The following is a 24,577-nucleotide window of genomic DNA, read 5'->3' as shown; positions in this document are numbered from 1 at the left end:
GCTGACGGCATCCTATGCTATTCCGGTTTATTTTTCTTCTTTGTTCTTTCCACCTTCCCGTGCATACCAACCACTATTTCCTGCGGCAGCTGGCTCCGGCTCTTACCCAACAGTTGCAGGGCTACCGCGTAGCTACCTGCTTTTCGCAAGAAAAAGATGAACTGGTAATTGGCCTGACAAACGGCCACGCCGAGTTCTGGCTGAAACTCACACTGGCGGCGGCGGGCACCCTGATTTCAGTGCCCGAATCGTTTCACCGGGCCCGGCAGAATTCAGTAGATCTGCTGCCGGAGTTGCTGGGGCAGGAGGTAGCGGCTGTAACTGCCTGGCCGCAGGATCGGGTGCTGCAGCTCACTTTTCGGAGCGGCGCCACGTTGGTACTGAAGCTGTACAGTACCCGGCCGAACGCCATTTTCAGGACGGCCCCCGGCGCTCCGGCCCAGCTATTTCACCAGCGCTACCTGCCCGATGCGGAGCTGGCTCCAACTACCCCGACTACTACCCCTGAACAGTTCGCCAGCCCGCTCAAAGCCTACCCCAGCCTCGGCGACCTACCAGTATCGTACCTGCGCACCCAAGGCTACGACACGGCTCCGCTCGAACGTAAACAGCAGTTGGTACGCCAAGTGGTGCGAGAACTGGAACAGCCCGTCGCTTTTTACATTGTCCGGCTGGCGGGGCGTACCCGCCTGAGTTTGCTGCCGGTAGGTGAAGTGGAGCTCACACTGCCCATTGCCGACCCCATTGGGGCACTGCGCAGTTTCGGGCCGCTGCTGCTGAACCGCCGCGCCTACGAAGCGGAGTTACACCAAGTGCGGCAGCTGCTGGAAAAACGGGCCGAGGAAGCTGCCACTGCTGCCCAGCACGTCCGCCGCCGCTTGCACGCGCTGGAGCACACGGTGGGCTACCGGCAGACGGCCGACCTCATTATGGCCCACCTCAGCCAGATTCCGGCCGGAGCCGCGCAAGTGGAAGTACTGGATTTTTACCAGAACGACCAGCCGCGCCTAATTAAGCTTAAACCTACCGAAACCCCGCAGCGCACCGCCCAGAACCTATATCGTAAGGCCAAAAACCAGCAGCGCGAAACGCAGGAGCTCAGTGCCCGAGCCGAACGGCGCGAAACCGAAGCCCTGACGGCTATGGAGCGTCTGGAGGAGCTTGCCGCTTTGCCCTCCGGTGAGTTGCGCCCGCTCCGGCAGTGGCGTAAGCAGCACGCCCTCGACCCTACTTCGGCCGCCAAAGCCAACCCGCAGGAGCTACCTTTCAAGGTATTCGAGGACAGTGGTTTCACGATTCTGGTGGGTCGCAATGCCGAAAACAACGACCTGCTCACGCAACGCTACGCTCACAAGGACGACCTGTGGCTACACGCCAAGGATGTAACCGGCTCCCATGTCGTCATCCGGCAGCGGGCCGGGCAGACCATTCCTGCCCCGGTACTAGAACGGGCTGCCCAACTGGCTGCCTGGTACTCGCGCCGCCAGAACGATTCACTCTGTCCCGTTACCTACACACCCAAAAAGTTCGTTCGCAAGCCTCGGGGAGCAAAACCTGGGCAAGTGCTGGTAGAGCGCGAAAAGGTAGTACTGGTGGTACCCGCCAATCCTTTTGAGCGGGAGTAGCCGGTTCCACTCTACTAGCTCCCGGCCGACTTTTATCAATAGAGTACAGGCAGTGGCACCTACCACCGCGCAGTCCGAACCCCGATTTAGGAACTGGCTATAGACAGTCGGTTTCCAGATCGGAGGTTATGCTTTTAGTGACCTGCTTCCTCTACGCAACGGGGCGCTGCATATAGTAGATGTATGTAGCTACCTTTAATTATTACTATTGCGCATCTTTCCCTTTTTGTAGCTGACCCATTGCAAGGAACAATCCTATTTGATAATGAAATAGCAGAAAACAGCCTGAGTTAAACTACGAAGTATAATTTCTCTTTGTAAATCAATCAATTACTTAATACACCGATATTTTCTGAAGGTAGTGAGGAGCTTGAAGCAGAAGCGTTTTTACTATTTATATAGAATATATAACTTATATAAGAAATATCCAAATTATTTGAAACGTTCTATATCATTGCACTGAATCGGCCTACTGCCTGATTCATTCTTCAGCTTTTGCTGAACTCGTTCTACTGCTTCACCATCCTCTTCCAAACGCTATGCTAACACATTTCCCCTCCTCGTTACCCCCCCGACAACGCGGCCGGTCTTGGCGCCGGCTGCTTGCCGGCTGGGGTGTTGTTCTGGCCTTTTCTACTACCGCGCTGGCGCAGTTTCCCCGGGTAGAATCGTTTAAAAACACCGCTACTTCCGGCTCCGGTTTTCGACTGGGCGGCAACCCTAATACAGCCGTCCTGACGGCTGCCAGTGGCCTCGATGCTAACGGTTCCGGATACCTGCGCCTGACTAGCAACGCTGACAACCAGGCGGGCTTTGCCATTGATAACGCCTCGTTTCCGGCCCCGTCGGGCTTCAGTATTTCGTTTGAGTTCTTTTCCTACGGGGGCACCGGGGCCGATGGTTTCTCGGTATTCCTGATTGATGCCGACAAAACCTCGGCTGCTGCGTTTACCAGCGGCGCCTCGGGCGGCTCCCTGGGCTACGCCCAGAAAACCGAAAGCCCCATCAGCGACGGAGTACCCAACGGCTATGTGGGCATCGGCATTGATGAGTTCGGCAATTTTGCCAACCCCACTGAAGGCCGCGTGGGTGGGCCGGGCGTGCGGCCTGATGCGGTGTCTCTGCGCGGCGCAGGCAGCGGCCGCAGCACCACCGATTACCCGTATCTGGCCGGTAGCGGCACCTTACCTTTCAGCCTCGACGTGGCCACGGTGCGGGCCCAGCAGGGTAGCGCCGATTTCCGGCGGGCCTACATTGATGTAATTCCGCAAACCAACGGCACCTACCAGATTACGGTACGCATCCAGCACGGTAACGCCGTCACCACGGCCGTGAACCGCGTCACGATTTCAACGCCGCCTTCCAACCTACGGATTGGCTTTTCGGGCTCAACGGGCGGCAGCAACAACTTCCACGAAATCCGCAACTTGGCCATCGTAAAAGCCCCGTTCGCCAACGACGACGTAGCGGGCACTGTGTTTAACGTACCCGTTTCGCTGAATATTCTGAGCAACGACGTGGCTCAGGGCAGTAACCTCAACCCCAGCTCGGTTGACCTCGACCCCAGCACTACCACAATTGACAACACTTTCACTGTAGCTGGCCAGGGTACGTTTACGATGGGCTCCAACGGCGTAGTGTCGTTTACACCTGTGCCTACATTTGCCGGAGTTGTGACCATACCCTACACCGTAGCCTCTGTGTTGGGTGACCGGTCGAGCCCAGCCAACATCACCATCATTGTGAAGGGAGCCGACTTGGTTTCCAGCATCAGCGGCCCTACCTCAGCCAGTCCGGGGGCGCAGATTACCTATACCGTTAATACCAGTAACCTGGGTACGGAAACGGCCACCAACGTGGTGCCTACCGTGCAGCTTCCGACCGGTCTGACCGGCGTAACGGTATCCAGCGGCAACTACAACAGCACCAGCGGCCTGGTCACGTTTGCCACTACGGCCAGCCTGACCAGCGGAGCCGCCCCGGTAGTGAATACCGTTCGGTTTACGGCGCCGGCTTCGGGCTCCATCACGGCCACTACCGGCGTAAGCTCTCCTACTCCCGATCCGGTTACGACCAACAACACGGCCAGCATCACGACCGTGATAGAAGGCGTGACGAATGCGGCTACAGCCTGCGCAACCCCCGGCAAAGACGGCCCCGGAGCTTTGACCAGCAGCTCCGTACCCAACACGTATTTCCCGGGCAGTGCTACCACCACGGCCAATGCCACCAGCCTGACGCTGAGCGCGGCCGTGGGCGGTGCTACGCCCATCAGTGCCGGCGACCTAGTGATGATTCTGCAAACTCAGGGCGCTGACCTCAACACCGATAACGCCGATACGTACGGCAACGGGACGGCCGGTGGTAACGCAAGCGGTAACATTGGCGGTAACACGTTTACGGCCGGTTACTACGAATACGCCATTGCCACAAACTCGGTACCGCTTTCGGGTGGTACGCTTACGCTGGCCAAGGCCCTGGGCCGGGTGTACCAGCGGGTTGACTACAACGATGCCTCCAACCCCACCGGGCAGCGGCGCTTCCAAGTGGTACGGGTGCCGCAGTATTCGTCGCTGACGGTGACGGGCACGGTAACAGGAACGGCTTGGAACGGCGAGGCCGGGGGCGTGCTGGTATTGGATGTAGCCGGGCAAACTACGTTTGCCGGCGCCGGCAGCCGGTTAGATATGAGTGGTAAAGGATTCCGGGGCGGCGGCGCGCGCCAGTACACCGGTAACGCCAGCTACGCCGATGCGGACTTCCGCAACTTGGCCAGCACCTCTACTTCTGGAGCGCACGGCTCGAAAGGCGAAGGCCGTGCCGGTACTCCGCGCTACGTATTCAACGGCACCTCGGTGGTTGATACGGGCGTGGAAGGCTACCGCACCGGCAGCGTAGGCCGAGGCGCACCTGGCAACGCCGGCGGCGGTGCAGCCGACCTGCTGGCTACTACCACTAATGCAGGCGGTGCCGGCGGCGGCGGCGGCAGCAACGACGCGGCCGGCGGCTTGGGCGGCCGCAACAACGGCTCGGCCGACATGACCATCCGGGCGGCCGGTGGAGCCGGCTTCGGGGGAAGCCTGAGCCGGTGGTTTCTGGGCGGCGGCGGTGGGGCCGGCTCTACGGAAGAAGCCGGCACCCAAAGCAGCGGCGGCACCGGCGGCGGCGTAGTGATGCTGCGCACGGGCTACCTCAACGGTACCGGTGAGTTGCGCGCCAACGGCGGCAATGCGCCCACTGCAGGCCTGACCACGAACTACACCAACGGCGGCGGCGGCGGCGGCGCGGGCGGCACCGTAGTGCTACTGGCCACCAACACCACCGGTGTGGCTAACATGACCCTCACGGCCACCGGTGGTATCGGGGGCAATGCCATTACGGGTTCCGCCACCAACTACGGCCCCGGCGGCGGCGGTAGCGGCGGCTTCATCTTCAGCAACAGTGACCTGGGCACTGAGGTGAATACTGGCGGAGCCCGGGGCAACACCGGTACCGGCACCACCGCCTTCGCGGCTACTAGTGGCGGCAACGGGGTGCCCGTACTCAACGTCACCGATGCTGGTTCTACCATCATTGGTGGATCCGGGCCGTGTCTGCCTTCTTTGTCGGTGGCCATGGCTACCTCTACTCCAAACGTGCAACGAACGGGCGGCGCGGGCAGCAGCGTGCAGCCTGCTACGTTCACCATTACGGTTTCCAACACGGGTGGCCAAGCTACCGGGGTGAGTGTACTGGCCGCGCTGGCCAACAACATTGTTCGGTATGATGGTGGCTTCACTCCGGTTATCACCCTGCGTGACGCTAGCGGCACCACCACTTCGGTAACCGGAGTCACTCTGCCGAACAACAATGTGAGCCAAGCCGAATTTGGTAACCTCACCGTTCCGGGCGGAGCCACGCTTACCCTCACATTCCGGGCCACGCTGGCAGCATCGGCCCAGGATAACTTCGCTTACCAGGCCAACGCCACGGTAACGTACGCCGACCCTTTCCGCACCACGGCAGTTGCCACGGTAACGCCCGGCGCTAACTACGCCGGCACCACCGACGGGAGCCTGGGCGCGGCCGGGGGCAGCAATTATTCGGCCTCCACTTCCGCCAACGAAGATGTGACTATCAGCCGTCCTCTGCCCGTTACGCTTACCAGCTTCGAGGCCAAAGCCGCTGGGCAGGATGCCGTGCTGACCTGGGCCACGGCACAGGAGCTGAACAATGATCGGTTTGAAGTAGAGCGCAGCCTCAACGGGGTTGATTTCGAGAAAGTGGGCACAGTACAGGGCAAGGGCACGACTACGGCCGCCTCGACTTACCGCTTCCTCGATGCCGGAGCCGGCCGCCGTACCAGCAAGGTGCTGTACTACCGCCTGCGCCAGGTAGATCTGGACGGCCCCGGTACGTACTCGATGGTGCGCACCGTCCGCTTCGAGCGGGTGCAGGGTAGCGCTACGCTGTATCCCAACCCCCACCAGGGCCGCTTCACACTGGACCTGCAGGCCCTGCCCTCCGGCACGTATCAGGTAGATATCCTGGATTTGGCGGGTCGCCGCGTGTACCAGACACAGCTTGGCGGCGGTCAGGAACACCCGTTGCTGCCTACGCTGCCAATGGGCTCCTACATCGTGCGTGTTACCGGGCAATCAGTGAACATCAACTTACCGATGGTGAAGAACTAAGGTCTTTCACCTTCCACAGCCAAAAGGCCACTGTTCCAGGAGCAGTGGCCTTTTTTTGTACACAGAATTTACTTTCACTAGTCTGTTCCTCCTACCTTGGAGAGCCTATCTGTTCCTCACTGCTTATGTCCGCTCTCAGTTCTTCTACTCCCACCGGCTATTTGGCCCAGGAAATTCAGGCTGCTCTCAAGGAGCCTGAACCGGTGCTGGCGAACCTGAAAATCACGCGCTGCCACTACTTACTAGCTCAGGCGCTGGAACAGGCTCTAGGTCCGGGCGCTGGGGCAAACTTTCACTCCTGGGCCGTGTGGGGCTCCCGCAAAGCCGGTGTCACTATCCGGCAGGAAGACCTGGACCAAGCCCGGCGAGATGGAACGGCAGTAGGGAGTACTGTCGGGAGCCTGGTAGGCTTGGGGTGCGGGTGGCTCTTGAGTTTTCCGCTAATATGGCAACCTGCCGCCGCGCTGCTGGGCGCAGCTTGCGGGGCCACCGTCGGCTGGTTCATCATCCGGCGGAGCCGCCAAGTATCGGCCCGGCTGATTCTGACTGGCAACCGCACGGTGCTCGAGGATATCGGGCTGCAGTCTGCGCGGTTTGTTGAGCTGCTTCAGCACAATACCCCTGCCGCCCTAGCAGAAGTAGCGGCCTTTCTGCATACGCTGCAACCGGCCCCAAGCTCTGACCACAACCTGCTCCGGCAGGCATTTAGTCACTACTATCAGGCTTACCAAACGGCTGATGCTGCTCAGAAGCAGGAAGCCACCTACTTGGGCAACTGCTTTGCCGTGTGGCACGAGCACGTCCGGCTGGAACCGTACATCCAGGGAGCTATGCCACTCATCATTCGCCGCTGCGTAACGCAGCGGCTGCTCCAGTTCGATATCGGCCCTACGCGGTTGGCAGTAGCGCAGGATGTTCCTGCATTGGGCGATTTACCCTTAACTACTCCCAAGCCAGCCTTGGCGTTACTGCAAACCGTAGGTGGCTCCTCGGTAGCCCCTGCCCCGGCTGCCACCGGTACTGCCGCCCATGACTGGACGCAAATTCAGCAACGAATGCGCTACGTTTTCGCGCTGTTCCGCTCTTTCCACACCGATGCCCAGGTTCGTACCGCCCCGTATTCAGATCAGCAATTCGCCGCCATCAACGCCAGCCACTATCCAACCGGCACGTTGTAACCGGTAGCACACTGGCCCTAAACGCCAACGCGCCCGGTAGCTACAGCTACCGGGCGCGTTGGCGTTTAGGGCCATACCGAATCCGTGTAATCCAACCAATCCGGCTATATCGGTGCGTTAGCGAAGCGGGCCTTTCATGCCCATCATGCGGGCCATTTGTTGCATACCGCCTTTGGTCTGGCTCATTTTGTTCATTGTGCGCATCACTTTGCGCATGTCCTCGAATTGCTTCATCAGGTTGTTGACCTGTTGAATATCAGTACCGGAACCCTTGGCGAGGCGGCGACGGCGGGAGCCGTTCAGCAGCTCGGGCTGGGCGCGCTCCTTGGCCGTCATGCTCTTGATGATGGCCTCAATCGGCTTGAAGGCGTCGTCGTCGATTTCCACGTCCTTCATGGCTTTACCCATGCCCGGAATCATACCCACCAGGTCCTTCAGGTTGCCCATCTTCTTGATCTGCTCCAGCTGCGAGAGGAAGTCATCGAAGTTGAACTGGTTTTTGCGAATTTTCTGGTTAATGCGTTTGGCTTCCTCCTCGTCGAACTGCTGCTGGGCGCGCTCAACCAGGGAAATCACGTCACCCATACCCAGGATGCGCTGGGCCATCCGGTCAGGGTAGAACATGTCCAGGGCCTCCATCTTCTCACCCGTGGAGATGAACTTGATGGGTTTTTCCACCACGGCCCGAATGCTGAGGGCCGCACCGCCGCGCGAGTCACCGTCGAGCTTGGTGAGCACCACGCCGTCGAAGTTCAGGCGGTCGTTGAAGGTTTTGGCCGTGTTCACGGCATCCTGACCGGTCATGGAATCTACCACGAACAGCGTTTCGCTCGGGTTGATGGCCCGCTTCACGGCCTCAATTTCGTTCATCATCTGCTCATCCACGGCCAGGCGGCCGGCGGTGTCGATGATGACAACTTTTTTGTTGTTTTTCTTGGCGTACTCGATGGCATTACGCGAAATGTCCACCGGGTTCTTGTTCTCTACCTCGGCGTACACTTCCACGCCTACCTGCTCGCCCAGCACCTTCAGCTGGTCGATAGCAGCAGGGCGGTACACGTCGCAGGCCACCAGCAACACCGTGCGGTTCTGCTTTTTGAGGTAAGCGGCCAGCTTACCGGCGAAGGTGGTTTTACCCGAACCCTGCAGACCCGACAGCAAAATCACGGCCGGCTCCCCCTTGATAACGATATCCTGCTTTTCGCCGCCCATGAGCTCGGTGAGCTCATCGTAGACGATTTTAGTCATCAACTGGCCCGGCGACACGCTGATAAGCACGTCGCGACCCATGGCCTCCTCCTTAATTTTGTCGGTTACTTCCTTGGCAACCTTGTAGTTCACGTCGGCGTCCACCAGGGCCCGGCGGATTTCCTTCACGGTGGCCGCTACGTTGATTTCGGTGATGGAGCCCTGGCCCTTGAGGGTTTTAAAGGCGCGGTCGAGCTTGGTACTGAGGTTATCGAACATGAATCACAGATGGTGCAGATGGTACAGATTTCGCTGATTTCGGTTAGGCTGTCTTTGGCAGTACGATTTCCTCCAACACCCGCAGCCGCCGGTCCATATCGGCCCGGAAAGCTGTTGCCTGCTGTAGCTGTTGAGGTAATAGCGCCGCCGAATTGTTTACGGCCGGTTGCTGTGCCGGACCAGTGGCCGCAGAAGTAGAAGGTACAACAGATTCCATAGTCTGACGGGAAACAAGAAACCGGGTTCAGCCTCCAAAAGTAACCAGAAAACCCCGAAAGGCCGCAGGTGTGTACCTTCGCGGCTTCACTGATGCCTTTTCTACCCGTGCCCGAGTCTGCTGCCCGCCCGTTGCGTTTGCTGGTTATCACCTACTACTGGCCGCCGTCGGGCGGAGCCGGGGTGCAGCGCAGCCTCAAATTTGTGAAACACCTGCCGCAGTTCGGCGTCGAGCCCACCGTCATCACCGTAGACCCCGCCCAGGCCGCCTACCCAGTGCTTGACCATTCCCTGGCGGCCGATGTGCCAGCCAGCGTGCGCGTGATTCGGACCGACACGTTTGAACCCTTCGACAGCTATAAAAAGCTCACTGGCCGTAAGCAGGTGCCCTACGGCGGCTTTGTGGGGGAGAGCAAGACGAGCCGGGCGCAGCAGCTGTTCAAGTTCGTGCGCGGTAACCTGTTCATTCCTGATGCCCGCCGGGGCTGGAACCGCTACGTGCTGGAGGCCGTGGCCCAGCTCATAGCCGCCGGCGAACAGTTTGACGCTGTACTGACCTCCTCCCCGCCCCATTCCACCCAGCTCATTGGGCTGGAGTTGCAACGCCGCTACGGCCTGCGCTGGCTGGCCGATATGCGCGACCCGTGGACGGACATCTATTACTATAAGGAGCTGAACCATCTGCCGCCGGCCCGCTGGCTGGATGCGCGCTATGAGCGGCAGGTGCTGGAGCAGGCCGATGCCGTGCTGGTAACCAGTCCGCACACCAAGCGGCTGTTCCTGGGCAAATCCAGGCAGATTGAGGCGGCCAGCATCCACGTGCTGCCCAACGGCTACGACGAGGACGACTTCCAAAGTCCCAGCCAATCACCTTCGGATCAGTTGCTCATTACGCACACCGGTACCATTTCTGAAACCTACCACATTGAGCTGCTGCTGGCAGCCTGCGCGGAGTGCCAGCGGCGTCACCCCGATGTACCGCTGCGCCTGCGGTTCGTGGGCAAGGTTTCCGAAGGCATTCAGCGCCAGGCCCGCGAGGCTGGTTTGGCAGATACGGTGGAGTTCATCCCATTTGTGCCCCACGATGAGTCGGTAGAGTATCTGCTGCGTAGCACAGTACTGCTGATGGCCATTCCCGACGTGGCCAACAACCGGGGCATTCTGCCCGGCAAGGTGTTTGAGTATCTGGCCGCTGGCAAGCCCATCTTATGTGTAGGCCCGGCCGGCTCCGATGCTGATGAGTTGCTGCAGGCCTGCGGGTCCGGCCGCGCCCTCCCCTACGACGCCTACACCCAAATGCTGGAAGAGCTGGAAGCCCTGGCCGCCCAGTGGCGCATCAACCCCAACCTCGACCTGCCCGGCGCCCATCCCGAACGGTACTCCCGCCGCAGCCTGACGGAGCAGTTAGCCGGGTTATTGAAACAGTAAAGTCGTGTCATTGCGGGGGGTCACGACGAACCAATCCGTCCTGTTAAGAACGCGAAACCCTGTTTTTGAGCCTTCGGACGGTTGTAGAGACGCGACACTTCGCGTCTCGTTGTTAAACGACCAGGGCCACGCCACCTGAACAGCATCAGCATGCACCGAGACGCGAAGTGTCGCGTCTCTACAGTACAGCCCCCAGCACAGCTAGTGAGGATTAGAATAGCATGGACGTTTTGCGCTTTGTGAAGAACGGATTACTTCGTCGTACCTCCTCGCAATGACAGACGTTACTTTCCAAACAGGCCGCGTAGCTTACCTGGCATTAGGCTAACGGCGCGGGCTTTCAGGTCAGCAAGGGAAGAGTGAGCCAGTTGCTGGCCGTGCCACTGGCTGATGGCCTGGGCCAGGCGCTGGGCCAGGGTGCGGTAGTGCTGGCGGTGGTAGTGGCGCAGGTTGTTGGTCACGTCGGCGGGCGTCTGCACGAAGTCGCGCACATTCACCACAAAGCAATTTTCAGCCGAGGACACAAACTCCGACAGGGTCTGGTTCAGCAGTTGATGCCGCTGTCGGGCGCCGATTTCGCCGGAACCGGGCACCTCTATTTCAGCTCCATTGAGGAAGAAAATGGGCACCTGGGCCGGCACCTGGGCCCGCAGCCACACCAGATTCTCCCGAAACTCCGCCGCTGACAACTGGCCTTCGTACGCAAACTCCCGGGCAAACTGGCGCAGGAAATCCTCATCCAGACCCCGAAACCGGCGTTTAGCGTAGCGAGCGGCCTGGGCGGCGGGGTCCTGGGCGATGAGGTTCTGGTATGCCCCGAAGGGTACACGGAGCCCGGTGGTCCGCTCCCGGTACACGTCCTGGGTGTAATCCATGAGGGGGCTATACACCAGCACGTCGTACCCACCGGCCCAGAGGTTGGTATCGAAGGCTTCGCGGCCCAGGAAGGGCAGCGCGGCGGCTAGGCGCTGCTGCTCGGCGGCAGGCCACTCCCGGCCGGCCCGTAGCAGCAACGTGTGCTCCAGGTGCACCGGAATCTGGTGCTCGTTATTGAAGTTGAATTCCTCCGTGACATCCAGCGCAAAGGCCTGCAGGAAAGGTGTGAGCTGACCCAGGTCGCAGCCACCTTTTAGCAGCACCCGCAGCTGGTTGGTAGCCAGGGCTGGTGGCCGCTCCGGCGTAACGGATGCAGGCTGAAGGGTTATCCAGCTGGGTTTGTCGGTGCTATTCAGTTCGGTAGCCACTTCACCCGACACTTCCAGGCGGGGAAAGCCGAGGTGGGCGTACGTAAATTGCTCCACCCCCAGGTGCAGAATCCGACAGGAGAAAACCAGCTGCTCCAGACGGTTTTCTGCCCGGTTCAGGCAGTAAACTCCTACCAATCCATAGTCGCCAAACCGATCCTGCACGCGCACGGTGCCCCAGCGGCGGGTTTCGTCGCGCAGGCCGACTTCCAGCTCGGCCTTCGTGACGCGGTGCTTGGTGAAATTAAGTTGGTTCGAGCGGTTGATAAGTTCTTCCAACCGGTCAAGATCGGGCCGCACGGCTTCGCCTTCCTGAAACGTGACCCGCACTTGGGCATCACGCAGGAATTCCAGATTATCATCGTACTGGGTGCGGGCCTGCTGCTGCCGTTCCAGCAGCTTGTACTGTTCCAGGCGCGAAAATGTGGGGTCGGGTTTGCCGCTGGCGCGCAGCAGTGGGGCCAGTTGAGGCAGTTCCTGCGGGTCGGCTACCTGTAACTCGGGGTTGTAAAACTGCGCCTCAGCCCGGTTGATGGGGTTGTCGTCGAGGAATAGGGCATTGGGCGCGCGCAGCTGCATTTGTTCCAGCAGTTGCTTAATAATCGGCCCCTTGGGCTGCCAGCTGATCTGTGGAAACACGAACAGGTCACGGATACCTAGCTCCTGCAATTTGGCTTCGGCCGGCGCGAAATCGTTCTTGCTCACGATGGTATGCACGATGCCCCGGGCCGCGGTGTCGCGCACCAACTGCAGGTTGGCGTCCAATGCCTCCACCGCGCCTTCCGAGAGCGTGCCCCGCCAGAACGTGTCATCCAAATCCCAGATGATGACTTTGATGGGTTGGGGAAAAGCGGAAGAAGATGGGGCGGAAAGAGGCGTCATGCTGAGCGAAGTCGAAGCATCTCTACCGCTTCGGTGGGGTACTGCTGCAACGAAGCGGTAGAGATGCTTCAACTTCGCTCAACAGGACAGGAAGCTTGCTTTCTGTCAGTACGACAAAACTACGGAAGCTCCGGCCGGAATGCCTACTTTTGCCCTCCATACCTGTGGAGGTCCGGCACGGGTGACGTTTCACCTCATTACCTCCCTCCTTTATTACCTCAATGGCCCTCGACCTCAATCACAAATCCATCCTGGTAACCGGCGGTACCGGTTCGTTCGGCAAAAAGTTCGTTCAGACGGTATTTGAGCAGTTTCCGCAGGTAAAACGCCTGGTTGTTTACTCCCGCGACGAGTTGAAGCAGTTTGAAATGTCGCAGCAGTTCCCTAACAGTAAATATCCAGCCATCCGCTATTTTATTGGCGATGTGCGGGATGCAGAACGATTGAAGCGGGCCTGCGAGGGAATTGATATTATTGTACACGCCGCCGCTCTCAAGCAGGTACCCGCCGCCGAGTACAATCCGATGGAGTGCATCAAGACCAACATCTTCGGGGCCGAAAATGTGATTAACGCGGCTCTTGACTGCGGGGTGAAGGATGTAGTAGCCCTCAGCACCGACAAGGCGGCTGCTCCTATTAACCTCTACGGCGCTACCAAGCTTTGCTCCGACAAGCTGTTTGTGGCCGCCAACAACATGAAAGGCTCGCGTGATTTACGTTTCTCGGTAGTGCGCTACGGCAACGTAATCGGCTCCCGGGGCTCAGTGGTGCCGTTTTTCCTGCAGCGCCGCGAAACCGGCATATTGCCTATCACCCACCCCGACATGACGCGCTTCCACATTTCCCTGGAGCAGGGCGTGGACCTGGTGCTGTACGCGCTGGAGCACAGTTGGGGCGGCGAAATCTTCGTGCCTAAGATTCCGAGCTACGTGATTACCGAAGTAGCCAAAGCCATCGGTCCCGACTGCCGTCAGGAAATTGTGGGCATCCGGCCCGGCGAGAAGCTGCACGAGGAAATGATTACTGAAACCGACGCGCTAAGCACGGTGGAACTGGACAAGTATTACGTAATTCTGCCTTTTACCCCGCGCTGGGATGTGGATGACTTCATCCACCACTTCAACGGCCGCCGCGTGGATTCCGGCTTCCATTATAACTCCAGCAACAACACCGAATGGCTCACGGCCGAGCAGATCCGCGAAGAAATCCGGCTGCATGTAGATGCAAATTTTCTCATGTAGTAGGTGTTACGCAAAAAAGAAGGGCCACCATACTGCTAGTATGGTGGCCCTTCTTTTTTGCGTAACACCTACTACATGCGCTTATTCAAGTATTACCCGCTTACTGTTACTCTCATTAGAGCTAGTGGCTTTAATGATATATTCCCCTCTAGCTATTGCATTCACAGGAATAACAAGCTCACCTTTTATTATCTTAAGGTCTGCTACTTTATACTCTACTACCGTTCTTCCCATCAAATCTAGAACAGATATTTTATCCATATCTTTTATCATGTTATCCGACAAATATAGCACTATAAAATCCTTAGTAGGATTTGGATAAATTTTCAAACGATTCATAGTAGATGGCATCATATTTTTCATAATCACACTTACAACATTTGGCTGATTTGGTAAGCCATTTTGCCCAAGTTTAATCCCTAGTGATACAGAATTCTGTTGAAAGCCACACGCACTACCTAAATTATTAGGATATTCAATAGAATTTAAGTAGGGTTTATTCAAGCCTGATAAATACAACTTACCATCAGAAGCTGCTTGTATTGCACTTGACAAACCCGGAATACTAGCTACTATCTGCCGAGAATTTTGTATAGCAGTGCTAGAACCTGCTTGTATATTGTACTGATATACATTGGTATCAAAGCCGCCGTCTGAGTACATAGTTGTGTACAAGCGAGAGTTGTCGGGAGAAAACTCCACCCCATAATGAAAGCTACTTGTTCCACGTAAACTGATATAATTTGACACCTGCCCAGAATTGTTATTATAGTCGTAAAGTTCGAATTGACTATCGCGCTGAGCTAATGCTAATTTAGTGCCATTAGGGGATATTTTCATGTAACCAACAGCATTTGCTGACCCGAAGAAGCTTCCTCCACCTTGATGAACTGGGCCTACAGCACTAACTACCGGAGCAGAATTAACCCCGGTTGACGTTAGAAGAAAACTGAAAAAATTATTGCTTTCCCAACCGTGCACTATAACCCAATAGTCCCGGCCATTCGCATGCAATGCTGCTGTAAGCTTTTCTGTTACCTTACCAGTAGTAGTAGGTGTGGGAAGCCGAACTGCTTTGGTAGCTGTTACATCACCTAATCCGCCTCGCAACGACATATCTACAACTGAATACCGCAACCCTCCAGCTAAATTATTATCAATAGCATCAACTGTAAAAATATAATATATAGTATTGCTACCGGGAGCCCGTAGAATTATGACTCCTTGGGAGGCGGAATTATGTGAGCCTAACGAGCTACCATTAGGCATTATCTGATGATTTACATCCCATACATTCTCCCCATTACTGTACATCAAGAGTTGTCCTTGAGGGTTAGATATGGAAGAGCACCCCTCATAAGTCGTCATAGCACTACCTGTAGTAGCCTGCGGATTTCCAGCCGCAAAGGAAATGCCAGCCTGATTGCCGAAGTACCAGTTACTATACTCCTTCTGGGCCTGGGCATCTGTAATTGCCATAACACTGCAAAGGAATTGTCCTGCGAAGAACAATGTTGATTTGAAAAATTTCTTCATAAAGAAATTGATAGAAGGGAAAAAGGAGGAAGCAATTAGGAATCAAGTTCCTGAATATGTAGAGACGAAGCTACTACTTTCCTCCCCAATGTTTGTTCATCGTCAATCATTTTCAACCTTTGTATTCTTTGACTCAGCAAGCACATATGGAGCCTATTCCTTACGGACGCCAGCATATCACCTCCGAGGATATTCAGGTCGTTACCGAAACCTTACTTTCTGATTACCTGACCCAAGGGCCCAAAGTAGCCGAGTTTGAGCAGCATTTTGCTGCTTACACAGGAGCGAAATACGCCGTGGCCGTAAGCAACGGCACAGCGGCTTTGCACCTGTGTGCGTTAGCGTTACATGTACAGCCTGGGCAGCGCATCATTACTACGCCCATTACTTTTGCGGCTTCGGCTAATTGTGTGCGTTACTGTGGCGGCGAAGTATATTTTGCTGATATAGATCCTGCTACAGCTCTGCTTGATTTGAGAGCCGTACGCCGGTTGCTGGAAAGTCACCCTAAAGGCCACTTTCACGGCCTGATTCCGGTAGACTTCGCCGGCTTGGCCGTAGACCTAGAGGAAGCCCGGAAGCTGGCTAATGAGTTTGGCCTCTGGATTATTGAAGATGCCTGCCATGCGCCAGGTGGATCTTTTGCCGATTCGCAGAGCCAGGAACAACGTTGCGGTAATGGGCAATTTGCGGATCTGGCAATCTTCAGCTTCCACCCGGTAAAGCATATTGCCACCGGCGAAGGCGGCATGATTACTACTAATCGTCATGACCTGTATGAGCGGCTCCTGAAGTTGCGTACGCATGGTATCACCAAAGATCCTGCTCAGATGCAGCGCAACGACGGCGGCTGGTACATGGAGATGCAGGAGCTTGGCTACAACTACCGCATGCCCGATATGCTTTGTGCCCTCGGCATTAGTCAACTGCGGCGCGCCGATGAAGGCCTTACGCGCCGGCGGGTATTGGCCGCCCGCTATGATGCTGCCTTTGCTGACGTGGCCGCCGTGCGCCCCCTGGCAGGTGCACCGGGCCATGCGTACCACCTTTACGTTATCCAAGTGCCTGACCGCAAAGGACTTTACAATGCGCTCCGTGAAAGGCATATTTTTGCGCAGGTGCATTATATTCCAGTACATACGATGCCGTATTATCAGAGTTTGGGTTGGCAACCCGGCGACTTCCCGCTGGCGGAAGCTTATTATGCGCACTGTTTGAGCATTCCGCTGTTCCCTAGCCTCACTGATGAGGAGCAGCAGTATGTAATTGAAAGCATTCTGGAAATAGTGAAACCGTAGCTTCAGTCAGCTGTACTCCTGATTTCCCTGATTCCGCTCTAATCCACTGCGACCTTGAAAAACGTTGGCATTATTTCACAGGCCCGTATGACAAGTACCCGCCTGCCGGGTAAGGTTTTGCTTCCTATTGCCGGCCGCCCCATGCTACATTATCATATGCAGCGTCTGCAGGCCAGTCACCTGCCTGTATATCTGGCCATTACTACAAACCAAGCCGACGATGTGCTGGCAGATTTTGCCCAAACCCACACGCTACCCTACGTACGAGGTAGCGAAGACAACGTACTGAGTCGCTATTGGCTCTGCGCCGAAGCTAATGAGCTTGATGTGATAGTACGTGTTACGTCTGATTGCCCACTGCTGGATGGGGAACTCATAGCAGAAAGCGTGCGGGAGTATCTGCGGGCAGATGATGATCGGCTATACCTTTCCAATGTACTGGAACGTACTTTTCCCCGAGGTCTGGACTTCGAAATTTTTTCCCGGCAACTGCTGGCCGAGGCGATGCAACATGCTACGTTAGCTTCTGATCTGGAGCATGTGACACCCTACATCCATCAGAACCGTTCCGGGTCTGTGCGGTTCCAGCACATCAGTCGCCAGCCTGCCCGTAGCCACTACCGACTGACAGTAGATACCGCTGACGATTTCCTCCTTATTCGTACCCTCATTGAGGAGCATAATGCCCATCAGCTAAAAACTACCGAGCTTATTGCCCTGCTGGACGCACATCCAGAACTGATAGCGCTTAATGCGCATATCGAGCAGAAAAAAGTTTAGTGGCATGACAGCTTCCCGCATTTTATTTCGCACGGATGGCAATTCTCTTATTGGTTTAGGGCATCTGACCCGCTGCCTAGCTCTGGCAGATATGCTGACGTCAGATTTTGTCTGCACGTTTGTTTTGCGTGAACCATCAGCTACGGTAGAAGCCCAGGTGCAGCAGGCTGGTTTTACCGTCTTACACGTACCTCTCAAGCTTACCTTGGCTGATGAACCAAGCTGGCTGCACGCGCAAATTTCTGCCGCTGACATACTGGTGCTAGATGGCTATCATTTCACGCCCTACTACCAGCAGCAATTGAAGCAGTACTGCCAGGCCGTAGTCTATCTTGATGATCTAGTTAGCCAGTATATGTGGGCCGATGTGGTCCTGAATCAGGCCGGCGGCATCTCAGCCAGCAGTTATCGGCACGAACCTGGCACGCAGCTTTGCCTGGGGCCTGAATACGCTCTACTTCGCCGGCCCTTTCGCGAATCTGCTACCCTGCCCCGTAATGCTCCCGACATTAACCGGGTGTTCCTGAATATGGGCGGCGCCGACCCCGAAAACAATACCTTGGTAGTCCTGAAACAGGTACTTCAGTGGTTACCGCAGCACCGGTTTGAGGTAGTTACTGGCAGTGCCTACCCGCACCAAGCCACCTTACAGGCAGCCACGCAAAACTGGCCGAATGTGCAGCTCCACCACAACCTGACGGCTGAGCAGATGGCTGTTATGTTGCAGCGTTGCGGCATATATGTCTGCCCACCCAGCGGTATTGCCTATGAATGTTGCGCCGTTGGTGGCCTCGTACTGCTGCACCCCATTGCCGACAACCAGCAGCGCCTATTTACCTATCTGACGGAAAATGGGCTGGCCTGGCCTGTTTCAGAACTGGCGGCTTTGCCGACGGCGGTGTTGCCCGCTACTGCTCACCGTTTGCAAGAGCGTCAACACGCCGTTTTCGATGGGCTGGCGGCGCAACGTCTGCATCAGGTATTTCGCAATCTGGCCCTCACGTATGCCTTAACAACCCGTCGTGCTACTGCTGCCGATAGTGAGCAGTATTTGTTGTGGGCCAATGATCCGGCTGTGCGCAGCAATGCTATCCAGCAGGAAACTATTGCGTGGGAGCAACACCAGCAGTGGTTTTTTCGCCGTCTGCACGATGCCGACACTTACCTGTACTACTTTGAACAGCAAGGCCAACCCATAGGGCAAGTGCGGTTGGAGTTTACCGGTTCAGAAGCACTCATCGACTATTCGGTGGCGGCAACGGCACGGGGCCAGGGGCTGGGGTTGGCAGTATTGCGACGAGCCATTCTGGAGCTGCGTCATGAGCGGCCTGGGCCCTGGACGCTGGTAGCCCAGGTAAAAGCCGGTAACTTGCCGTCCCGTCGGGTGTTTGAGCGGTTGGGTTTTGCGCCACAACCGGCCGTGCAGTTGCACGACAGCACCTTTGATGTGTTTCAGCTGGCCTTTTTGCCGCCGAACTAGCTTCTATTTCAACAGCATGCAAGACATACTTCTGGGCACCCACCGCATTGGTACCGGCCACGCCCCTTTTATCATTGCCGAAATGTCGGGCAACCACGGCCAATCCCTGGAAAAAGCCCTGGAGATTGTAGACGCCGCCGCCGCCGCTGGCTGCCAAGGCCTGAAAATCCAGACGAGCACGCCCGATATGCTCACGCTGAACAGCCGGGAACCGGATTTTGTAGTGCGAGGCGCCAACTCTGACTGGGAAGGCCAGTCGCTTTATGAGCTTTACACCACCAATCACACGCCCTTCGAGTGGCACGCGCCCATTTTTGAGCGGGCCGCTGCGCATGGGATGGTTGGTTTCAGCTCTCCGTTTTCGGTGGAGGCCATTGACTTCTTGGAAACCCTTAACTGCCCGGCGTATAAGATTGCCTCTTTCGAAAACAACTGGCCTGATCTGATTCGCCGGGCAGCCCGCACGGGTAAACCTGTCATTATTTCTACCGGCATGGCTGACTTGGCCGACTTGGAGCGGATGGTGCAGATTATGCGGGAAGAGGGTAACGAGCAAGTCGTACTGCTTAAATGCACCAGCACTTACCCGGCTTTACCACTTAATACCAACCTGCGCACCATCCCGCATATGCGGGATATGCTGGGCTGCCACGTAGGACTCTCTGACCACACCATGGGTACGGGGGTAAGCGTAGCAGCCACCGTGTTGGGAGCTGCCGTCATCGAAAAGCACCTGACCATTCGGCGCGCCGATGGAGGACCGGATTCCTCGTTTTCAATGGAACCTGACGAGATGCGCCGCCTAGTGGAAGAATGCACACAGGCCCAGCAGGCCTTGGGCAACGTGTTTTACGGGCCCACCGCCGCCGAGCAGAAGTCGTTAGGCTTCCGCCGCTCTTTGTACGTAGTGCAGGATATTGCCGCTGGCGAAGTGCTGACCCGAGACAACATCCGAGTAATTCGGCCTGGTCACGGCCTGGCTCCGCACCACCTGCCCGAACTGCTGGGCCGGCCTGTGCGCAAGGCTCTCCGACGTGGCACGGCGCTTACCTGGGACGTACTCTAGCCTTCGCTTCGTATCTAAGATTCTAGCGCAATGGAAATCCGGAAATTTGACAACGGCAGCTATATCATTGCTGAGCGCCTTAGCATCGGCCGTAACTTCCGTATTGGCCCGAATACGACCATCCGGGCCACCGAGTGTGTGATTGGCGACGACGTGACGCTGGGGGCCAACAATACCTTTCTGATCGGGCAACAACTCACTATCGGCGACTTGACCATCTTTGGTAGCCAGAACAACCTCACGGCCCGCACGGTGCGGGTGGGCCGGTACGTGTACTGGGATTCGAACGTAGTGGTGGGCCACGGCGGCAAGTTCAGCGAGGATGCCCATTTAGTGGTTGGCTCCTATTCCATGATTTGTGCGCGCATCACGCTAAACGTCAACCACGCCATTACCATTGGTGAGTATGTGGGCATTGGCGAAGATGTAGCCGTGTGGACCCACGGCTCTTATCTGCCTATTCTGGAAGGCTTCCCGGCCGATTTTGGGCCGGTACACATTGGTAATAAAGTGTGGCTGCCCGCCAAATCCACCGTGCTGCCCAACCGGCGCATCGGAAACAATGTAGTAATCGGGACCAACTCATTAATTAACAAGGATCTGCCCGATGGCTGCCTGGCCGGCGGTATTCCTGTGCGTGTCATCAGGGAGAACATGTACCCTCGTCCCGATGCCAGCCGCAATGAGGATGCTGTACTCGCTATCCTGACCGATTATAACAAGCTGGCTGCATATAAAGAGTTGGACGTACGCGTATCGTACGATCCCACAACCCAGCGCATTCACTGCAACGGTGTAGTATTTGATTTAAGCACTATGCAGGCTAGTGGTAGCTTCTCTGTTCCGGAAGAAGATTTCCGGGACTTTCTGCGCCGCCGTGGCATCAAGTTTTACACCGGCCAGCCCTTTTCTTCTGTGCTGCCTCCTGAATATCAGCGCCTACTGGCCATATCTCCTGACACCGATGGAATTGCATAACAAGCGCATATTGGTGGTAGTAGCCCACCCCGACGACGAACTCCTGGGCCTGGGTGCTACTATTCACCGGCTGGTACACCAACAGGGCTGCACTGCCCGCGCCGTTATTCTGGGTGAAGGCCTGACGTCACGCGCTGACATGCGTAAGCCCGAGCAATGGACCACCGAATTGGCCGTACACCGGGCTAATATTGGCCGGGCCACGGCAGCCATTGGCTACCACTCTACCGGCGTCTACGATTTTGCCGATAACCGCTTCGATTCTGTGGACTTACTGGATTTGGTAAAAGTGGTGGAGCAGGAAAAAGAGTCCTTTCAGCCCGACGTCATTTTTACCCACCACGGCGGCGATACGAACATCGACCACCGCCGCACCTTTGAGGCTGTAGTAACGGGTACGCGCCCGGTTCCGGGAGAACCGATGCGCACTATCCTGGCCTGCGAAACTCCTTCCAGCACGGAATGGCAGGCGGCTAACTATCCGAACCCCTTTCTGCCCAACTTCTTCCTAGCAGTAGGTGAGGAGGATCTAGCCGCGAAGATTGCGGGTATGGAGGCCTATGAATTCGAGAAGCGCGTATATCCTCATCCCCGCTCACCGGAAGCTCTCCGGATTCTGGCCCAGCGTTGGGGTATTGTTATTGGCCAGCCGCTAGCAGAAGCATTCATGCTGATCCGGCACATTGGGTAATGGTTGCTAAAGCATATGAATGAGCAGGCCGCCCGCCTTTACGATATTCTGTACGTCCGTTTTACGGACCATTTTCTCTCGTTCCCAGCCCATACCCTGGAGCCTATTTCGCCGCGCAGCCCCTGGGAACGTCTATTGAAGGTAATGGGCTACGCGGCTTTGCGGTTGGTGGGCAATACGTTCCGGAAGGTGCGTAATCCGGAGAAGCTACACGGCAAAGTGTGGCTGTATGTGGTCAGTCAGAACAACTACGACTCGCTCCACTTTCTGCGCGAAGCCCGCTCCGATACCGTATTAGTAGCGGGCCAGAGCAAGCAGATAGGCCGTTACAACCGGCAGGTAAACCGGCTTTCCTTGCGCCGCAAGCTGCTGTACTATGGTCAGTTGCCGGGCGTGTATCGGACCTTGCGCCGCACGGAAGGGCTGCGGGCCTGGCGGTTTTTCGACCTGATTTTCAATGCCATCGGCTACTACGAAGTGTACCGACGGGCGCTGCGCCACTATCGTCCCCGGGCGGTAGTATTTGCCAACGACCACAACGACGATGCCCGGGCACTGCTGCTGGCCTGCCAAGCTGAAGGCGTGCCCACGGCCTACATCCAACACGCCAGCGTGAGCACCAACTTCCCACCACTGGGCTTCGACCTAAGCCTGCTGGAAGGCCAGGACGCGCTGGACAAATACCGTCAGTGCGGGCCGGTACGGGGCCGCGTGGAACTGGTAGGCATGCCCAAGGCCGATGCGTTTCTGACACAGCGCAATCGGCAGCCCAGGGTGCAGCGGGTGGCTATAGCCTGTAATACGCTGGATGAGCTGCCCGTTCTTGCCGATACGCTGGCCTACCTGCTGCGTGAATTTCCGCACCTCACGTTTACCCTCCGCCCCCACCCCGGCGACACGCGTGACTTTCGCTTTCTGCGGCAACTGCACCCTGCTCTGCAATTTTCCGATGCCCGGCAGCAAGGTATTTTCGAGTTTTTGGCCGCGCATGATGCCCTGATTGCCGCCGATACCAGCTCCCATCTGGAGGCTACACTGCTCAACCTGGCGAGCCTGTACTATCGTTTCGGCACGCATACTATTGCCGATGATTATTATGGCTTTGTCACTCATCGCCTTATAGAACGGGCGTCCTCGCTACAGGAGCTTGGGGAATGGCTGCGGCAGTACCAGCAGCACAAACCGCTGCATCTGTACCAACGTGCTGCGTATTATAATGATACGCTTGGCACTCCCGATGAGGGGTATAGCCAGCAGCGGGCGGTGCGGCGGCTGAGTGAATGGCTGGATGAGACAGCTACCCCAGCCTCTTGACCCTGCCGCAGACTAGTGTACAGAGTCCCGCTAGTCAACGTACTTTGCGCGCATGCTTCCTCCTCCGCTGCCAGCTGTTGTTCTGACCACCGCCGAAACCCGGTTAGCCTACGTATTGCGGCATTTTCAGCAAGACTACGAGGCGGTACCAAGCGTCAGCATAGGGTACCGCAGCGTTCAGCCGCAGGTGGAAATAGCAGCCGTAGACCACGGTTTTTTTACCGGTATTGCTCCTTACCCAGCCGCGCCAACCTACCGCGAGTGGCAGGGTCAGCAGCTTCCGTTCTTCTTCGACGACCAGCCCACCCGGCCTCTGCTGGAGCTGCTGCCAAACAGTCGGGCACGCATCAACGCCGATGTAATTTCTGCTGCTTTTTATCTACTCAGCGGATGGCAGGAGTTTTATTCCGAGGAGCGGGACCAGCACGGCCGCTTCCCTTACACGGCCAGCGTACAGCACCGGTATGGTTTTGTAGCCGTGCCGGTAGTGAATTACTACTTCGACGTTCTGAAAACGGCCGTGGAGCACGTAACCGGCCAGCCGTTACAGCCGCGCCGCTGGGCAGATGGGGCCACCTGGGCAACCTTTATCACCCACGACATCGACAACCTCTACAGCGCCTGGAAAGAGCCCACTAGAGCAGCTTTAAGCCAAGGTAAGGCACTAGAATTCGGCCGAATGCTATGGCGGCATTTTACCAAGAAAGATGCCTGGGACAACCTAGAACTGGTGCAGCAAACCGTGGCGGAATACGGTGCCAAAAGCACATTTTTCTTCCTGCCCGAGAATCGAAAAGCCGCCAACGGCACGCCTAATGCGGATTACAATATCCGGCGGGAATGGCCGAAACTGGCCGCCACCATTGGCAACTCAGAAATAGGACTACATGTTAGTATCGGCGCGCCGTATCACGCACATTTGAAGCGTGAGGAACATCGGCTGCAACATCTACGCAATGGCGTAAAAGCCTACGGTGTTCGTTTCCATTATCTGCAATGGGAACCGCGTATTACGCCAGTTATTCTTGGTGCGCTGCTTTATAAGTACGATTCCACTTTAGGCTTCGCCGAGCACTACGGCTTCCGCAACAGCTACTGCCTGCCGTTCTATCCCTATGATTTCGCACAAAATAAAGCCTGCTACTTTCTCGAAATCCCGCTCAACGTGATGGACGCTACCTTGCACCACCCACGCTACCTGCAGCTGGCCCCCGAGGAAATTCTGCCGTCCCTCACGCCGATGTTCCAAGAAATTGAGCGGTTTGGGGGCGTGTGCACGGTGCTATGGCACAACGACAACTTTGATCCGGCCAACATCCGCAATGGCCCCCGCGAGTTCCGTGCTATCATGGAGTACCTTCGCAGCCGTAACCCGGCCTTCGTCAACGGTCAGGATATTTGCGCGCAAATGAGTCCACCATCATCCTAAGCCGACGCGAAGAATCTTTTACGTCTGAACGACTCTACATTCCTCTGCGCA

The 24,577-nt window shown here is 56.8% G+C and carries 17 protein-coding genes; 13 read left to right on the top strand and 4 right to left on the bottom strand.

Features of this window, described 5'->3' with window-relative positions; all coding sequences use genetic code 11:
- Positions 1-59: 59 nt before the first annotated feature.
- The 3 genes from HSW_RS09520 (at position 60) to HSW_RS09510 (ending at position 7,476) form a co-directional block, all read left to right on the top strand.
- Positions 60-1,625 carry an NFACT RNA binding domain-containing protein gene (locus tag HSW_RS09520; RefSeq protein ID WP_044001745.1) on the top strand — a complete coding sequence of 522 codons (1,566 nt, stop codon included), beginning with the start codon at positions 60-62 and terminating at the stop codon, positions 1,623-1,625.
- A gap of 539 nt (positions 1,626-2,164) precedes the next feature.
- Positions 2,165-6,298: a T9SS type A sorting domain-containing protein gene (locus HSW_RS22745; protein ID WP_052346296.1), complete on the top strand. Its 4,134-nt coding sequence runs from the start codon at positions 2,165-2,167 to the stop codon at positions 6,296-6,298.
- A gap of 125 nt (positions 6,299-6,423) precedes the next feature.
- On the top strand, positions 6,424-7,476 hold the full coding sequence (locus HSW_RS09510) for a hypothetical protein (protein WP_155832900.1): 1,053 nt from the start codon (positions 6,424-6,426) through the stop codon (positions 7,474-7,476).
- A 117-nt stretch (positions 7,477-7,593) separates the two neighbouring features.
- Here HSW_RS09510 and ffh read toward each other — a convergent pair whose 3' ends face one another.
- Entirely contained in the window at positions 7,594-8,943 is a 1,350-nt protein-coding gene (ffh, locus tag HSW_RS09505) for a signal recognition particle protein (RefSeq protein WP_044001743.1), read from the bottom strand.
- 43 nt (positions 8,944-8,986) lie between these two features.
- Positions 8,987-9,160 carry a hypothetical protein gene (locus HSW_RS24220; RefSeq protein ID WP_155832899.1) on the bottom strand — a complete coding sequence of 58 codons (174 nt, stop codon included), beginning with the start codon at positions 9,158-9,160 and terminating at the stop codon, positions 8,987-8,989.
- Positions 9,161-9,252: 92 nt separating this feature from the next.
- Between HSW_RS24220 and HSW_RS09500 the strand changes: the two genes are divergently transcribed.
- Positions 9,253-10,587, top strand: coding sequence for a glycosyltransferase family 4 protein (locus HSW_RS09500; RefSeq protein WP_231501381.1), 1,335 nt, complete (start codon positions 9,253-9,255; stop codon positions 10,585-10,587).
- A gap of 284 nt (positions 10,588-10,871) precedes the next feature.
- On the opposite strand, the gene HSW_RS22740 is transcribed toward HSW_RS09500, so the two are convergent.
- Positions 10,872-12,713, bottom strand: a complete 1,842-nt coding sequence (locus HSW_RS22740) for a hypothetical protein (protein WP_155832898.1) — start codon at positions 12,711-12,713, stop codon at positions 10,872-10,874.
- 221 nt (positions 12,714-12,934) lie between these two features.
- On the opposite strand from HSW_RS22740, the gene pseB reads away from it, so the two are divergent.
- Entirely contained in the window at positions 12,935-13,954 is a 1,020-nt protein-coding gene (gene pseB / locus HSW_RS09490; protein ID WP_044001742.1) for a UDP-N-acetylglucosamine 4,6-dehydratase (inverting), read from the top strand.
- Positions 13,955-14,035: 81 nt separating this feature from the next.
- Here pseB and HSW_RS23790 read toward each other — a convergent pair whose 3' ends face one another.
- Positions 14,036-15,490, bottom strand: a complete 1,455-nt coding sequence (locus tag HSW_RS23790) for a T9SS type A sorting domain-containing protein (protein ID WP_081768344.1) — start codon at positions 15,488-15,490, stop codon at positions 14,036-14,038.
- A gap of 146 nt (positions 15,491-15,636) precedes the next feature.
- Here HSW_RS23790 and pseC point away from each other — a divergent pair, with 146 nt between their 5' ends.
- Genes pseC through HSW_RS09450 form a run of 8 tightly spaced genes read left to right on the top strand, consistent with a single transcriptional unit; the run spans position 15,637 to position 24,526 of the window.
- The gene (gene pseC, locus HSW_RS09485) at positions 15,637-16,788 is read left to right on the top strand and encodes a UDP-4-amino-4,6-dideoxy-N-acetyl-beta-L-altrosamine transaminase (protein ID WP_044001741.1); all 1,152 of its coding nucleotides are present in this window, start codon (positions 15,637-15,639) and stop codon (positions 16,786-16,788) included.
- A gap of 54 nt (positions 16,789-16,842) precedes the next feature.
- Complete coding sequence (locus tag HSW_RS09480; protein ID WP_044001740.1) at positions 16,843-17,568, top strand: cytidylyltransferase domain-containing protein; 726 nt, start codon at positions 16,843-16,845, stop codon at positions 17,566-17,568.
- On the top strand, positions 17,540-19,048 hold the full coding sequence (pseG, locus tag HSW_RS09475) for a UDP-2,4-diacetamido-2,4,6-trideoxy-beta-L-altropyranose hydrolase (RefSeq protein ID WP_081768343.1): 1,509 nt from the start codon (positions 17,540-17,542) through the stop codon (positions 19,046-19,048). Before HSW_RS09480 ends, pseG begins: the two co-directional genes overlap by 29 nt.
- A gap of 16 nt (positions 19,049-19,064) precedes the next feature.
- Positions 19,065-20,114 carry a pseudaminic acid synthase gene (pseI, locus tag HSW_RS09470; protein WP_044001738.1) on the top strand — a complete coding sequence of 350 codons (1,050 nt, stop codon included), beginning with the start codon at positions 19,065-19,067 and terminating at the stop codon, positions 20,112-20,114.
- Between the two features lie 30 nt (positions 20,115-20,144).
- The gene (locus HSW_RS22735) at positions 20,145-21,092 is read left to right on the top strand and encodes a hypothetical protein (protein ID WP_052346293.1); all 948 of its coding nucleotides are present in this window, start codon (positions 20,145-20,147) and stop codon (positions 21,090-21,092) included.
- Entirely contained in the window at positions 21,079-21,783 is a 705-nt protein-coding gene (locus HSW_RS09460) for a PIG-L deacetylase family protein (RefSeq protein ID WP_044001737.1), read from the top strand. Before HSW_RS22735 ends, HSW_RS09460 begins: the two co-directional genes overlap by 14 nt.
- Positions 21,784-21,798: 15 nt before the next feature.
- Positions 21,799-23,097 carry a glycosyltransferase family protein gene (locus tag HSW_RS09455; protein ID WP_044001736.1) on the top strand — a complete coding sequence of 433 codons (1,299 nt, stop codon included), beginning with the start codon at positions 21,799-21,801 and terminating at the stop codon, positions 23,095-23,097.
- A 52-nt stretch (positions 23,098-23,149) separates the two neighbouring features.
- Complete coding sequence (locus HSW_RS09450) at positions 23,150-24,526, top strand: DUF7033 domain-containing protein (RefSeq protein WP_044001735.1); 1,377 nt, start codon at positions 23,150-23,152, stop codon at positions 24,524-24,526.
- Positions 24,527-24,577: the final 51 nt, after the last annotated feature.

Origin of the sequence: Hymenobacter swuensis DY53 (assembly GCF_000576555.1) — a bacterium.
Classification (GTDB): domain Bacteria; phylum Bacteroidota; class Bacteroidia; order Cytophagales; family Hymenobacteraceae; genus Hymenobacter; species Hymenobacter swuensis.
Note: the sequence above shows the minus strand (reverse complement) of the source record. Positions and strands in the feature narration are given on the sequence as shown.